Below are 15,157 nucleotides of genomic sequence, written 5' to 3'. Positions count from 1 at the left end.
GGACTCGCCCGATGGAGCGGATCATTCTACGCGATCTAACGCTCATACCGCCCTTCGCTGAGCCTGCCCGTGAGTTGCGCATTCTCAACAAGCCGCTTTGGCTCCTGCAGCGCGATCTAGTCAAGGTATACGGCAAGAGCGCAATTGAAATCGATCACTTAGCTGAAGTGGCCGAACTGCCGGCTACTGATGAGCGGTTGATCTACCGTGATAATCTCTTTTTCAACGCAGCATTGATCGACACCTTCATGAGCGAGGCGCGGAGACGCGGCATACCGGCGCAGATTGCATTTAAGGCGAGCAATCCGGCGACCGGCCAGAAGGGCGATCCGAGCATCGAACGCCACGCCTTGCAGCTCTCGCGCCACATCCGGCGGGTAGGCGACTATTATGTCGCCGATCTCTATTACCTCCCCGCTGGTGTCAACGATCTGGCACAGGCGCAGCCGTTAGTGATTGACACGCTCAGTCATGAGATGGGCTATTATCGTATTCCCAGCTACATGGCGCACAAAGGCGATCTGACCTATCAGATTCCGATTCGGGCGTTCATCTCAATCGAGAGCTGGTTGCACGTCTTGATGGCCAACGTCTTGATGGGGGTCTTTTCGTGGGCGGCTGACCTTGATACACGTATGAGCAAGGCGCGCCTGCGCAACATCCTGAAATGGACGGCGGAAGACTGGCGTCTGTTTCCGGGCAAGATTGCTTTTACGCTTAAGGCGTTCTGGGAAAAGATTAATCCGCTGGAAGAACAGTGGCGCAATCACTTTCTCGCCTCACGGGCACTCGTCAAAGTTGGAAAACGCTGTTCGATCGATCCGACGGCCATCATTCACGGGCCGACCGTGATCGGCGACGATGTCTATATTGGCCCCGGCGTCGTGATTGCCAACAGTTATATTGGCAACAACGCCAACATTATGCAAGGGTCGCAGATCATGCTCAGCGTGGTTAGCGATCGCTGCTTCTTGCCCTTTAATGCCGGCCTGTTTATGACCGTGCTGATGGAAAACAGCATGGTGGCGCAAAACAGCACGTTGCAACTGTGCGTCGTCGGGCGCAACACCTTTATCGGCGCCAACAACGTCTTTACCGACTTTAATTTGCAAGGCGAACCGATCAAGATCATCCACGAAGGCGTGCCGGTTGAAGTCAATATGCCGGTGCTTGGTTCGGCAGTGGGGCATAATGTCAAGCTCGGCAGCGGATTTGTAGTTTACCCCGGTCGCATGATAGAGTCAAATGCTGTTATAATCTTTGACAATGAGCAAAATCTCATTCGGAAGACTGTTACCGGCCACGATCTAAACGATATCGATGAAACAACCGGTGAACCGCGCCGCATCATTTACCACTGGCCGAACGTCTACTATGATCCAGCTCGACCAGAGGCCAGCGCGGCCACCGAAGACGAGCCGCCGGTACACATGACAACACTTCGTTCCAGCCAACCTGCCGGGAATGGACGTCTGCCCGAGCACATCAGTGCGAGCCAGCGGTCGTAGCCGCCGCATCGCGAGGAGAAGGCATTGTGAGCAAGGAACGCATCCTCGTCGTTGAAGATCAGCCAGACATTTCGAGCCTGCTGAAAATCTACTTCACCGCACAGGGGTACGAAGTCTACACTGCGCTGCGTGGCCAGCAGGCGCTCGAGATTTGCAGCAGAACGCCGCCGAATCTGGCCTTGCTTGACGTCAATTTACCCGATATGGAGGGGTACGACGTTGGGCGCGCGTTACGCGCCAGCCCGCGCACGCGGCACATTCCGATCATTTTCTTGACAGCGCGCGGCGAACGGCGCGACCGGCTAATCGGCTTAGGTGAAGTGCAAGCGCAATACTACATCGTCAAGCCCTTCGATATCGAAGAGGTACATACGATCGTCAAGAACCAGCTCGAAGACGCGCGCCGGCGCAATCAACTCCATCCGGTCACAAACTTGCCCACGGCGGAACTGCTCAATGACCAGCTCCGCCAATTGCTGACGGCGCCGCGGTGGGGGCTGATCAATGTGCATATCAACGGCTTCGAGACCTTTACCCAAGTCTACGGCGCGATTGTTGGCGAAGACGTGCTGCGCTTTGTGGCATTGATGCTCAACGAAGTGGTGAGCGAAGTGGGCGGCAATGAGGAATTTATCGGCCAACAGTCGGTTGGGCAGTCTTTCCTGATTACGACCATTCCCGAACGGATCCAAGCGATTTGTGATCGCATCATCGCCCGCTTCGACGATGAGATTGGCCTGCACTACAATTACCGGCATCGTAAACAAGGCTATATCGAGTTTGTTGATGACACCGGTGAAACGCGGCAAGCGCCGTTGATGTCGCTCTCGATCGGTGTGCTGACCAACGATAACGGCCCCTTCGCTGACATCCGCGAGCTGAGTGAAGCGGCGGAAGAGGTGCGGCAGCGAGCATTGGTGCAAGCGCGCGAACAAGGCAAGCGCAGCTTCGTGGCTTATGGTCGCTCCTGATTAAACCCGTTATGAATGGTCGAACTGCATGTTGTTGATGCATTCCGTAGTCGCCTGTGCAGCCCAAACATGTCAGCAGGAGCGATAGCGACACTATGGATACGACGATCACCGGAGCACCACCTCAGGGTTGGGAACTACTCGCCCAACTGGCTCTGCATAGCCAACAGCCGCTTAGCCAAACTGAGCCAGCCGAGCTATGCGCGCTGATCGGCGAGTTGCTCGAACGCCACCTCGGCGTTGGTGGTCGCTTAACCCTACTGACCAGCGAACGTGAATTGGCAAGCGTGGTCTGGGGGCATGCGCCGCTGAATGGGACGGCGCTGGAATTACGCGATGCCACATCGCTATATGGCCGCTTGACGCTCACGGCTACGTTCGAGGCAGCCTTTACCACTGCGCTCACCACCCAAATCACAACCCTCCTCAGTGTATGGCAACGCGCGCGCGTCCACGAGCGGGGTGAGCAATTGCGCACCCTTGGCTATACCGCGCTTGAAAACATCGGCACCAGTGATCTGACCGTGGCGCTGGCGCAGTTATGCCGGCAAGCGACGACGCTATTGCCCGCAACAGCACTGGCGTTGTATTGGATTAATTTTAGCAATCAAACACTGACGCGGGCGGTCAGCAGCGCCGGCGACACTGTCTTTCCCGAACAAGTTGCGATTAACGACAATACAACCATCGAGCAAACGATCGCCTTGCAAACCCTCCAACGCGGCGTATGGCGCACACGCACCCAACGCCGGGATATACCTGCCGAATGGGATCTGTTGGTTGAACCGCTCTCGGTAGGTGTTGAGCTAGTAGGGTTGCTCTTGTTGCTGAATCCCGGCCCAGAGGCCGCGCACACGATTCACTTCCTTTCCCGCCCGCTTGCCCTGCTGCTCTATGCCACGAAGCTCCAGCAACACGAAAGCCGCCACGCACGCGAGCTCTTCGTGCTGTACGAGAAAAGTCTGGAAATCGGGTCAGGGGTCGTGATCGAAGAGACGATCGCCCACGCGGCCGAGAATATGGCGCTGGCGCTTGAAGCCGATTTTGGGGCGGTCTATCTCATTGATCCGAACCAGCCGCGCCACCTTCAAACCATCGCCGTCTACAGCGAGCATGCCAGCGGGGTGAGCGGGTTTGAGCGGATGAAGCTGGCGCCGGCCTTGCAAGCGATGAGCAAACGTAACGAGCCGGTGTTAATCGCGGAAACAAATGTTGAGGCCAAGAGCAACCCAATCGCGGCACACGCCGCAACCTTTGGCTGCCGCAGTGTGTGGCTGACGCCGTTGCGGAGCAAGGATCAGTTTGTCGGCCTGTTGGCGATGGGGTATGCGGCCCCGGCTCATATGCTTGACCAGATCGAACGGAATCTGCTGCAAGTGCTGAGTGCGCAGATTACGACGACCGTCCAACACCGCCGGCTCTACGATGCCGCCCAACAGCGCGCCGGCGAACTGGAACGGCTGCAACAGATTAGTGAACTCTTGGCAGCGGATCTCTCGCTGGATGAAACGCTGGAGTCAACCTTAGCCGGCGCAGCGAAGTTGGCGCGATTTAGCGGCGGACGAATTACGCTCTTTGACGAACGCAACCAGCGCCTGCGCGTCGCTTGCCAGCAGGGTCTGCGTTGCCGGGTAGGTGATGAAGGTGACACACTCAGCTCGTGGGTAGCCCGCCACCAGCGACCGCTGCGGATCGATGATCTCAGCCTCCCGCCAGCGTGGCTGGGTACGCTCGACGATGTGAGCGGGTTGACGCTGAACACCAACCTGCCGGCGCGCAGCTATCTGGGGATCCCGTTACGCAGCGGCAACGCCCTGCTCGGCGCGTTAGAGCTTGTTTCTGCCCAACCCAGCGGTTTTAATGCCGAAGATGAACGATTGTTGAGCATTTTGGCCGGCCAATCGGCGCGCGCCATTACCAATGCTAGCCGGTTTGCCCAAGTGGATAGCAGCTTGCGGTTGCGTATCGAACAACTGCGCGCGCTGCAACGGATCGGCAGCCAACTGGCGATTACGCTCAACCAAAACGAAATCCTTGCCTTTGTGCTCGAACAGGCGCTCCGCGCGACCGGCGCCAGTCACGGCCTGATAGCGTTGCGTATTAACCCGGCCAATGCCCAAAATAACAACTCTTCGCTAGCCGAACTACTACACCAATCGCTGACTGATGAGGTTGAAGCGGAAACGAGCGCATTCCTCATTGTCGAAGTGATTGGCTACACGCCGCCGCTGCGCAGCCGGCTGATCGGGAGTATGCTTGGCCAAGCGGTGCTTACTGCGCAAGAAGCGCTAACTAAGCGCGAGGCTACCTTAGGCGACTATCTCAGCGAAGGCGAGCGCGAGGCGTTACTGTGCCCGAATGCAAATTCGGCGCTAGCGGCGCCCATCTTCTATCAGGGCAGCGTGTATGGGCTCGTCTTGCTGCTGGCGGAACAATCACGCCATTTCGATTACGAAGCGGTCGAATTCCTGCGTGCTCTGACCCATCAGGCTGCTATCGGCATCGGCAATGCCCAACACTACCTCGAGCTAGAGCACATGGCGAAGATGCTCCAGCGCCGGGCCGACATTCTCAACGACGTGTTGGAAATCGGGCAGGCGCTGCGCGCCGACCAATCGTTGGCGAGCCTGCTCGAACAGATTGGCTATAGCATTATCGAAGCGGTCGGGCTGCGCACCGTGCTCTTCTGCCTCACCCGGCCAGATCAGACTGATTACTTCTATCTAGAGGCAGCAGCTGGCATCCCGCTCAGCGAGCAAGCGCGTCTGGTCCAACACCCATTGCCACTCAAACTGGCCACCCGCTACCTTGATCCACGCTTCCGCTTTGGCCGGACGTACTTTATTCCGGCAGACGAAGCACGGGTGATAGAAGCAGGCTTCGACACTAGCATCTTCGATTATCATCCGTTCGTTGATGAGCGCAGCAGCGATGAATGGCAACTCGAAGACCGGCTCTGCGTGCCGCTCTACTCAACCGATGGCATGTTATTGGGAATGATCTTCGCCAGTGACACCGAAGATCGCCAACGCCCAACGGCCCGCATGGTTGAACCGCTCGAGATTTTCGCCGATCAGGCCGCGATTGCGATTGAAAACCACCTCTTGCTCCGCGAGGCGCGCGACCGGGCCGAAGAGATGGCGGCGCTGTTCCACGTCGGCGCAGCCGCCACCTCAACCACCGATCTCGCTATACTCCTCGAACGGGTGTATCAAGAGATTGTCGCGTTCCTTGGCACGCCGGACTTCTTCTATATTGCCAGCTACAATGCTGAGCAAGAGACGGTACGGTTTGAACTGTTCAAGCAACACGGCGCGACGTTGGCTGAATATCACAAACGCACGGCGCCGAAAGCGGGACTGACCGCCAAAATTATTGACGAGGGCAGCCCATTACGGATCGATGATCTGCTGAAGAGCAACTTGCACAGCCAAGCGCAAATCTTAGTGAGTGAAGGCCGTCAAGTGCGTTCGTGGATCGGCGTACCGCTGATTAGCCAAGGCGCTGTGATTGGCGTACTGTCGGTGCAGAGTGAAACCGCCGGCGCCTTTACCGATCGCACGCTCCGCTTCTTGGCGGGCTTGACCAACCAACTCGCGATTGCGCTGGAAAATGCACGCTTGTTCGCCGAACGCGAGCAGCGCATCACTGAGCTGAACAGCATTAACCGTATTGGTCAGACTATCGCCTCAACGCTCGATCAGCGGCAGATGCTGCGCGATGTGTATCATCATCTGCGCAGCTTCCTCAGCCTCGATTCCTTCGTCGCTTACCTGTATGACCCGGAAAGCGATGAAATGACCTTTTGCTATGAGGTAGATGAAGGGATCGAGTCCGTTACCGAACAGCGCGAGCCGCCAAGACCGGACAGCTTGACGGCGCATATCATTCGCACGCGCCAGCCGCTCGCGTTCACCGATCTTGGAGCGGAAGCTCAGCAAGCCGGGTTTGATTTTCAACCCGTAGCGTTTGGCTCTGACCGCGTCTCAGCAGCATGGCTAGGAGTGCCGCTGCTGGTTGGCGATCAAACCGTGGTCGGCGTGCTGGCGGTGACGAGCTACACTCCCGGCATCTACCGCGAGCGCGAGCGCGCGTTTCTGACCACCGTCGCCAACCAACTCGCGCTGGGAGTACAGAATGCCCGGTTGTTGGAACGAGCGCGGGCACAGGTCGAGCAATTGGCGTTGATTAACCGCGTTGCGGCTACCACGAACGCCCTGACTGATTTACAGGCAATCTACCAAGAGATCGTCAATGCGATGGCAGCCGCCACCGGGGTTGATCAGGCGCGCATGGTGATCTACGACCGCAAAAGCGGATATGCGCCGACCGTCGCCGAATATGTCGAGAGCGGCATACTCGATCAGCTCCGGATTCAACTGTTTGACAATCCCTCGGTTGACTGGCTCGACCGTGAGAAACGCCCGCTTGTTGCGGAAGACGCTCAGAACGATCCGCTCTTTGCGCCAACGCACCAGATCTTCCGCGAACTCGATATTCGGTCGATTGGCATTATTCCAATCATTCTCAACGACGAAGTGATTGGCGCAGTCGGGCTCGACTTTGTCGGACGACATGGCACCTTCTCGCCACAAGTGCTCGAGCTTTGCCAAACGATTGCCAATCAGACCAGCACTGCGATCGCGCGAGCGCGCGCCACTGTCGAAGCGCAGCAGAGCGCTGAAGCAACTCGCCAGAAGGTCAGCGAGTTGTCAACGCTGCTTGACGCAGCGCGCATTCTTTCATCGTTGCTGCGCCCGCAAGAGGTGCTCGATAAGCTGATGGAGCTGGTGAGCCGCCAGTTGAACGTCACCACTGTGGCGTTGTGGACGATCAGCGAGGGCAACGTATTGACGCCGGCAGCGCTCGATGGCATTCCAGCCGAGCAAGGCCGCAACATGCGAGTGCCGATCGGGCAGGGCTTTACCGGAAGGGTAGCCGAAACCGGCCAGCCCTTGATTATTGAAGATGTCAATGCGCAGGGCGGATCACTCTACCCCAATTACCAGCAGCGCAACAACCTGATCTCATTTATGGGCGTGCCCGTGATCTACCGCGAGCAGATCATCGGCGTGCTCAGTGTGATGACCAATTACCGACGCCAGTTTACTAACGATGAAATGCTGCTGCTAGCCGGTCTGGCCGATCAGGCGGCGACGGCGCTGGAAAATGCTCGCCTGTTTGAAGAACGCGAGCAGCGTATCTCTGAGCTGACGATCATTAACCGGACTAGCGCAGCGGTTAATGCCTCGCTTGACATCTACGAATTGATCGAACGGCTGCATCAGGGAATCAGCGAGATCATTGACACCAGCACCTCGCTCATCGCCCTGTACGATGAATCCAGCAATACACTCAGCTATCCTATCGCCTACGACCGTGGCGAACGAATTTGGCTCGAACCGCGACCGCTTGGCGGTGGCACAAACGGTTGGGTTATTCGCAACCGGCGGCCGCTCTTATTGGGCACGGCAGCGGCAGCGCGGGCAATGGGCTTGCTGATTGACCAAGGACGGATTGGCGACGATACGGCAAACGAAGAGTCATATCTCGTTGCGCCGATCATCTATGGCAACCAAGTGTTAGGCGTCGTCAACATTCAGAGCTACGCTCAGCATGCCTTTGACGAGAACGATCTGCGCTTTGTCACCACCGTCACCAATCAAGCCGCGGTAGCCCTCAACAACGCTCGTCTGTTTAGCGAAACGCGCCAAAACGCGAGCGAAATGAGTACACTGTTCGAGGTGTCGCAGAATTTGTCGGGCACCCTCGATCCAGATACCATCCAGATGCTTATTGCCGACGCAGCCGTACGGCTGCTGCGGGCTGAACTTGGCGCAGTGCTCCGGATCGACCGGCGGGGGAATATCGAACGGCAAGTCTTGATCGATGGGTATGAGTTTCGCGAAGACATCTATGTTGATTTCCGCCGTGACGGTCTGACGACTGCGCTATTACAGCGTGACCAGCCGATCGCGATTAGCGATCTGGCTGAGATCGATAATGGCGACCATCACGCGATGAAGCTCGGTGTGCGCAGTGCGCTCGGCATTGCCGTTGGCCCTAGCGAAGAGCGGCTGGCGGTGATCTGGGTCGGCATGCGCACCCCACACGAATGGACACCGCATCAGATCGCGTTGCTATCGATTTTGGTCAATCAAGCGGCGCAAGCTCTCAAGAGCGCACAGCTCTTCGAGATTGAGCAAAAACGGCGCCGCCAAGCCGATATGCTGCGCGAAGTGGCGCAATCGTTCACGTCTACCTTGGCGCTGCGCGAAATTCAGACGCTGGTGCTCAGCCAATTGCAGCGGATCGTGCGATACGATAGCGCCGCCATGCTGCTGCGCGATGAAGGCTACGGCGATCTCCGTGTTGTCGAGGCGTATGGCTTTGGGCCAACGATACTCTCGCATGGCAGCATTGCCCTCGAAGCGAGCAGCCTCTTCCAGACCATGGCGATCGAGCACCAGCCAATCTTGATCGCTGACACGCACAGCGACCCTCGCTTTAGCAACCTTCGCCAGCTTGGATGGAGCGATGGTTCGTGGATCGGTGCGCCGCTGCTGGTTGATAACGAGTTGGTTGGCATCCTGACCATCAGTATCAATGAACCAGACGCCTATAATGAAGAGACGCTGGCGGTCACGTTTACGATTGCCAGCCAAGCGAGTCAAGCGATTCAGAATGCGCGCCTGTTCGATCAGATTAGCAATCTGGCCGCCGATCTGGATGCGCGGGTGCGCGAGCGCACGGCTGAGCTTGAGGAAGCCACTCGATTGCTGTCAGAGGAGAAAGAGCGGCTTGAAGCCGTAAACCGAATCACGCTGGAGCTAACCACCCAGCTTGATACCAACATCATTATTCAGCGTGCGCTTGAGCTGATCTCGGAAAATCTTGAGGTAGAACGCGGATCGCTGATGCTGCGCGATCCGGTCACTAATGTGCTGGTATGTCGCGCCGTGCTGCATGGTCGCGGCCACGTCGAGGGAGCGAACATTCCCTTGCGCTTCTCAAATGGCACTGAGGGGTTGGCCGGCTGGATTATGCGCCATCTCGAGCCGGTCAATATTCCCGATGTCGATCGCGATCCACGCTGGTTGAAAGAACCCGGTCGCGCCGATGATGTGCGCTCAGTCGCCGGTGTACCGTTGCAGACCAGCGATACTGCTGTCGGCGTGCTGATCCTGTCAAGCCCGCAACAGAACTACTTCAGCGACTCGCAAATGAATTTGCTGGGCACGATCGCCAGCGTGGTGGCCACTGCGGTCAATAATGCACAGCTTTACAGTTTTATCAACGATTTGGCGCTCCGCAACGCAGTGCTGCTCGAAGAGCAGCGCGAGGAGTCGTCAAGGAGCGCCGCAGTGTTCCGCTCGATGACTGAAGGCGTGATCGTGCTCGATCCCCAACAAAAGATCACGCTTTTCAACCCGGCGGCTGAACAGGTATTGGAGATTGTTGCTGACCAAGTGCGCGGCCAACCACTGTCTCGGTTGGCCGAGATCGGCGAAGATGAAGCGAGCCGACGGCGCGGCCAAACCATCTACAACGGCATTCTGCATGGCTTGCGCCGGATGCGAGAGACGCAAGGAATCTTTAGCACGTCAGTTGATTTAACCGACCCCACGCAGGTGATTGCGATCAATATCGCGCCGGTGCGCAGCCCTGATGGTCAGCATTATGGCGAAGTGGCGGTGTTACGCGATATTACGCGCGAAATCGAGGCTGATAAAGAGAAGCGCCAGTTTATTTCAGACGTCAGCCACGAGCTGCGCACACCGCTCACCGCGATCAAGGGTTATGTCGATGTGCTGTTGCTGACGGCTAGCCTTAACCTGACGCCCGATCAGCTTAACTACCTGAATATCATCAAGAACAACACCAACCGGCTGCGTGCCCTGATCGAAGATATTCTGGAGTTCTCGCGACCTGACTCGAAGAAGAAGTTGACCTTTACGCAGGTTGACATCCCAACGGTCATTGATGAAGTGGTGCAATCGTTGCGGCTCGAGTATGAGCGCAAGGGGATGACGGTGCGCATCGACGCCTCACCCGCTCTGCCATACGTGATCGCCGATCAGAAGCGCGTGAGCCAGATCATCTTCAACCTCTTCTCAAACGCGGTGAAATACACCTACGAGGGCGGCTCGATTACGGTGCGGGCCTTCGTGAACCGGGCCAATATGATGCAGATCGAGGTGGAAGACACCGGCGTCGGTATGTCGCCTGAACAACTCAAGAAACTATTCCGGCCTTTCTATCGTGCCGACAACCCGCTGCGCGATGTGGCCGGCGGCACCGGATTAGGGTTGAGCATCGCGAAGCAACTAGTTGAGATGCACGGCGGCGAGATCTGGGTAACAAGCGAGCTAGGCAAGGGAAGTACCTTCTCGTTCGCGATCCCGCTGCAACAGGCGGCCAACAACACTGATAACGAGGAGGTGGAACTATGAGCGTCATCCACCTCGATAGCCGCCTCGCCCATTATGAAGTCTTTGGCCGCGGCCAGCCGATCATCTTCTTGCATAGTTGGATGGGATCGTGGCGCTATTGGGTGCCGATTATGGATATCGCCTCCGAGCGGAATCGCGCCTATGCCTTCGACTTCTGGGGTTTCGGCGAGAGCGACCGCCGCGGCGATCAATTTACCGTCACGACGTATGTCGAGATGCTAATTCAGTTTATGAATCGCCTCGGTATTGCCCGCGCCACACTAGTCGGTCATGGCATGGGAGGGATGGTGGCGATTATCGCCGCTCATCAGCACCCTGACCGGTTTAACCGGTTGCTGACCGTGGCGACGCCGCTGCACGGGCAGGTGCTGGCACAGCACATTAAGCCGGGTACGCTGTCGCGCTTGCTGGGGATGAACACAACGCAAAACGGCTGGGTGCGAATGGTGCGTTCGTTGCAGGTAGCCGATGCCGAAATTCAGCAGGAGATTGAAGAGGATACAGCAAGCTTGAGCGAAAAGGTGCTGAATCAAGTCCACGAATCGCTCTTAGAGACCGATCTGCGCCCGCGGATTATTTCGTTGCAAACGCCGTTGCTGGCGGTGTATGGCGGCAAAGACCCGATCGTCAATCCGGCCCACGCTGCCTTCCTCAACGAATTGGCTGAACGCCCAATCCAGTTGTTGGTGCTACCGAAAGCCAGCCATTTCCCCTTCCTCGAACAGGCGAATACCTTTGGCCGGTTGTTGCTCGATTTCTTGGTCTCGCAGGGCACGGCGATTGAGATCAAGGAGGAGTGGCGGCGACGGGTCAATCAGCGCGAATATTTGTAGCGCAGCGACGGTGAGGGGTGATGAGAGAAACGGGGCATTGCCGCGTATAGCAATCACCGAGCATTCAGTGCAGTAAAGCGAAGCAATCTTCTGTTCCCCATTTGTCATTGCGAGCCGCCGAAGGCGGCGAAGCAAGCTCCCGCGAGCACGGATTGCATCCCCTCCCGTACCACTTCCGCTGAAGCGGGAGATTGCTTCGGGGGCTACGCCCCCTCGCAATCACAACCGCCCCCCCATTTGTTATTGCAAGCCGTGCGGAGCATGGCGAAGCAATCTCCCGCGAGCACGGCAGCAATGCCTCGCTCGCTTTCCCAACAGCACCCCCTCTCCCGCCGTCAAGTGGGAGAGGGGGCCGGGGATGAGGGCTAGCAGGCCCACGTAGCTCTTGCAGGAAGCGATTGTGTTGGATTAGCTGTTCTGTCTGTCACTCAAACGCATGAGAAACGCATGAGGCAAGGGGTAACACAGTACGCATCACTCCAACTCGGCGATGCGCTCGCGCAAGCGGGCCAAGGCCGCTTGAGCCGCCTCAAGTGCCTCACGTTCGCGTTGTACAACGTGAGCCGGCGCTTTGCTGACAAAGCTCTCGTTGTTGAGGCGGGCAGCGCGCCGTTCCACATCAGCCTCGGCTTGGGCTAGCTCCTTTTGCAGACGAGTACGTTCGGCAGCCAGATCGATCAAGCCGGCCAGAGGCAGGAAACATTCCACTGCGCCGATCACGATCGAGGCCGCCTGCCGCGGACGCTCGGCCAGCGTGGCGACAACTGTCAAATCATCCACTGCCACGCGGGCCAACCGGCTGATTAGCGGCGCCTGCCCGCACAAGAGATCGGCCCGCTCACCGGCTACGATAGTAGCCGCTACCCACTTCGCCGGCTCAACCTTGTACTCGCTGCGCACATTGCGGATCGCGACGATCAGCTCTTGCACCAGAGCCCAATCGGCTTCAACCGCCTCATCACGCATCCCTTCCACCGGCATCGGATACAGCGCGTAGCTGAGCGTGCGCAGACCAAGCTCGGCGTACGACGTCTCAGGACCGGGATCGGGGCGCTGGTAGGCGTCAGTCAGGTACTGCCACACCTCTTCGGTGACGAAGGGCATAAAGGGGTGGAGCAAGCGCAAGCTGCCGTCGAGCACGGTGAAGAGCACGCGCCGGGTAAGCTGCGCGCGCTGCGCATCGCCTTCGAGCTGTACCTTGGCAATTTCGACGTACCAGTCGGCAAACTCGCTCCAAAGGAAATCGTGGATCTGGCGGCCCGCTTCGCCGAAGTTATAGCCTTCCATCAACCGATCCACTTCGGCCACCAGATGGGCGTAGCGCGAGAGGATCCAGCGGTCGGCGAGGGTGAAATCCTCGGCACGCAACACTTCTAGCGTCACCTTCACGCTCTCGTTGCGCGGCAGATCGCCGAGTTTGCCAATCACAAAGCGGGTGATATTCCAAATCTTGTTGGTAAAATTGCGCGCCGCCTCGATTCGCTGCGGGTTCAGGTTGACATCTTGGCCGGGGGTACCGCTCGTCACCAATGTATAGCGAAGCGCATCGGCGCCGTGCTGCTGGATCACCTCCAGCGGATTGACCACATTGCCGAACGACTTCGACATCTTGCGGCCATGCTCGTCGCGCACCAACCCGTGCAGATAGACCGTGTGGAAGGGTGGCTGGCCGGTGAAATAGCACCCCATCATCATCATACGCGCCACCCAGAAGAACAGGATGTCGTACCCTGTCTCCATGACGCTGGTGGGGTAGAAGTGGCGGTAGTCTTCGGTGTCGTCGGGCCAGCCGAGCGTGCTAAATGGCCACAGACCGGAACTGAACCACGTATCAAGCACATCGGGGTCTTGCACGCCTGCGGCAGGCGGCGGCTCGTCGGGGCCGGGCACGACAATTGAACCGTCGGGCATATACCAAACCGGAATCCGATGCCCCCACCAGAGCTGGCGCGAGATGCACCAATCTTCGATGTTTTCCAGCCAGTGAAAATAGACCTTCTCGAACCGTTCGGGCACGATCCGCACCTTGCCATCGCGCACTGCAGCGATCGCCAGCTTGGCGAGCGGTTTGGTGCGGACAAACCACTGCTCGGAGAGGAGCGGCTCGATTACTTCGCCGCCGCGCTGGCTAATGCCGACATTCATCTTGTGCGGCTCAGTCTTGACCAGCAAGCCTTCGCGTTCGAGATCGGCCAGAATCGCCTTGCGACACTCGAAGCGATCCAAGCCGGCGTAGGGGCCGCCCGCCTCGTTGAGAGTCGCATCGGGATTCATGATGTTGATCATCGGCAAGTGATGGCGCTTGCCAACTTCATAGTCATTCTTGTCGTGGCCGGGAGTAATCTTGACCGCGCCGGAGCCGAACTCCGGATCGACATACTCGTCGGTGATGATCGAGATGGGGCGGGCCAGCGCTGGCAAGATCGCCTCTTTGCCGACCAGATGGGCATAGCGCGCATCACCGGGGGCGACAGCCACCGCCGTATCACCCAAGATCGTCTCGGGGCGCGTAGTGGCGACGGTGATAAACTCGGTCGCACCGGCGGCCCACTGGCCTGACCCCCACGGCGCGGACGGGCCGGCCCACTCGGCAGTGCGGATCGGGTAGCGCACGTACCAGATCGAGACATTACGCTCTTCGTGCTCGACCTCAAGATCGCTGACGGCGGTTTGCAGCTTGGGCGACCAGTTGACGAGATAGGTGCCGCGATAGATCAGGCCATCGTCGTAGAGGCGCTTGAACGCGGTATGTACCGCGCGCGATAAACCGGGATCGAGGGTGAAACGCTCGCGCGACCAATCGCACGACGCACCTAGCCGGCGCAACTGGCGCGTAATCTCACCGCCGTACTTCTCTTTCCATTCCCACGTGCGGCGCAAAAACTCTTCGCGACCCACCGCCTGCCGCGACGTTCCCTCGCGTTCGAGCAGCTTCTCAACCTGCGTCTGGGTCGCGATGCCGGCATGATCGGTACCGGGCACCCACAGCGTCTGATAGCCCTGCATCCGGCGCCAGCGGATCAGCAGATCTTCGATGGCGACAAACATCGCGTGGCCGAGATGCAACTCACCGGTGACATTGGGCGGCGGGATCGAAATAACAAAAGGCGGACGGGGAGCATCATCACGCGGTGCAAACAGACCGCTACGCTCCCACCAATCGTAGAGCCGCTGCTCGACGAGGCAGTGCTCGTAGGCTTTATCCATCTCTAGCGGGCGGGCGGCAGCCGGATCGGTCATAGATGCCTCAACAATTAGTGCTAGAATACCGTCACATTAAAAACTATTATACCAGTCTTTCCGGCCCGGCGATGTCAGGCACATGGCGGGGAAAATCGGGTACAATGCGAATCAGGACTGCCGCGCACCGCCGCGCGCCGGAGATCAGCAAC

5 protein-coding genes are annotated in these 15,157 nt (G+C 58.2%); 4 read left to right on the top strand and 1 reads right to left on the bottom strand.

From position 1 onward, the window contains the following. Positions 1-11 precede the first annotated feature (11 nt). From U9R61_RS11260 to U9R61_RS11245, 4 genes are all read left to right on the top strand, one after another. Positions 12-1,508, top strand: a complete 1,497-nt coding sequence (locus tag U9R61_RS11260; RefSeq protein ID WP_322488913.1) for a multidrug transporter — start codon at positions 12-14, stop codon at positions 1,506-1,508. A 26-nt stretch (positions 1,509-1,534) separates the two neighbouring features. Beyond that, positions 1,535-2,479, top strand: a complete 945-nt coding sequence (locus tag U9R61_RS11255) for a response regulator (protein ID WP_322488912.1) — start codon at positions 1,535-1,537, stop codon at positions 2,477-2,479. Between the two features lie 95 nt (positions 2,480-2,574). Then, entirely contained in the window at positions 2,575-10,932 is an 8,358-nt protein-coding gene (locus U9R61_RS11250; RefSeq protein WP_322488911.1) for a GAF domain-containing protein, read from the top strand. After that, positions 10,929-11,765: an alpha/beta hydrolase gene (locus U9R61_RS11245; protein ID WP_322488910.1), complete on the top strand. Its 837-nt coding sequence runs from the start codon at positions 10,929-10,931 to the stop codon at positions 11,763-11,765. The genes U9R61_RS11250 and U9R61_RS11245 overlap by 4 nt, the downstream gene beginning before the upstream one ends. A 474-nt stretch (positions 11,766-12,239) precedes the next feature. Here U9R61_RS11245 and U9R61_RS11240 read toward each other — a convergent pair whose 3' ends face one another. Beyond that, complete coding sequence (locus tag U9R61_RS11240; protein WP_322488909.1) at positions 12,240-15,005, bottom strand: valine--tRNA ligase; 2,766 nt, start codon at positions 15,003-15,005, stop codon at positions 12,240-12,242. Between the last annotated feature and the right edge of the window lie 152 nt (positions 15,006-15,157).

The organism is Chloroflexus sp., from assembly GCF_034431535.1.
GTDB lineage: Bacteria > Chloroflexota > Chloroflexia > Chloroflexales > Chloroflexaceae > Chloroflexus.
The sequence above is the reverse complement of the archived record's forward strand: the minus strand, read 5'-3'. Positions and strand labels throughout refer to the sequence as shown.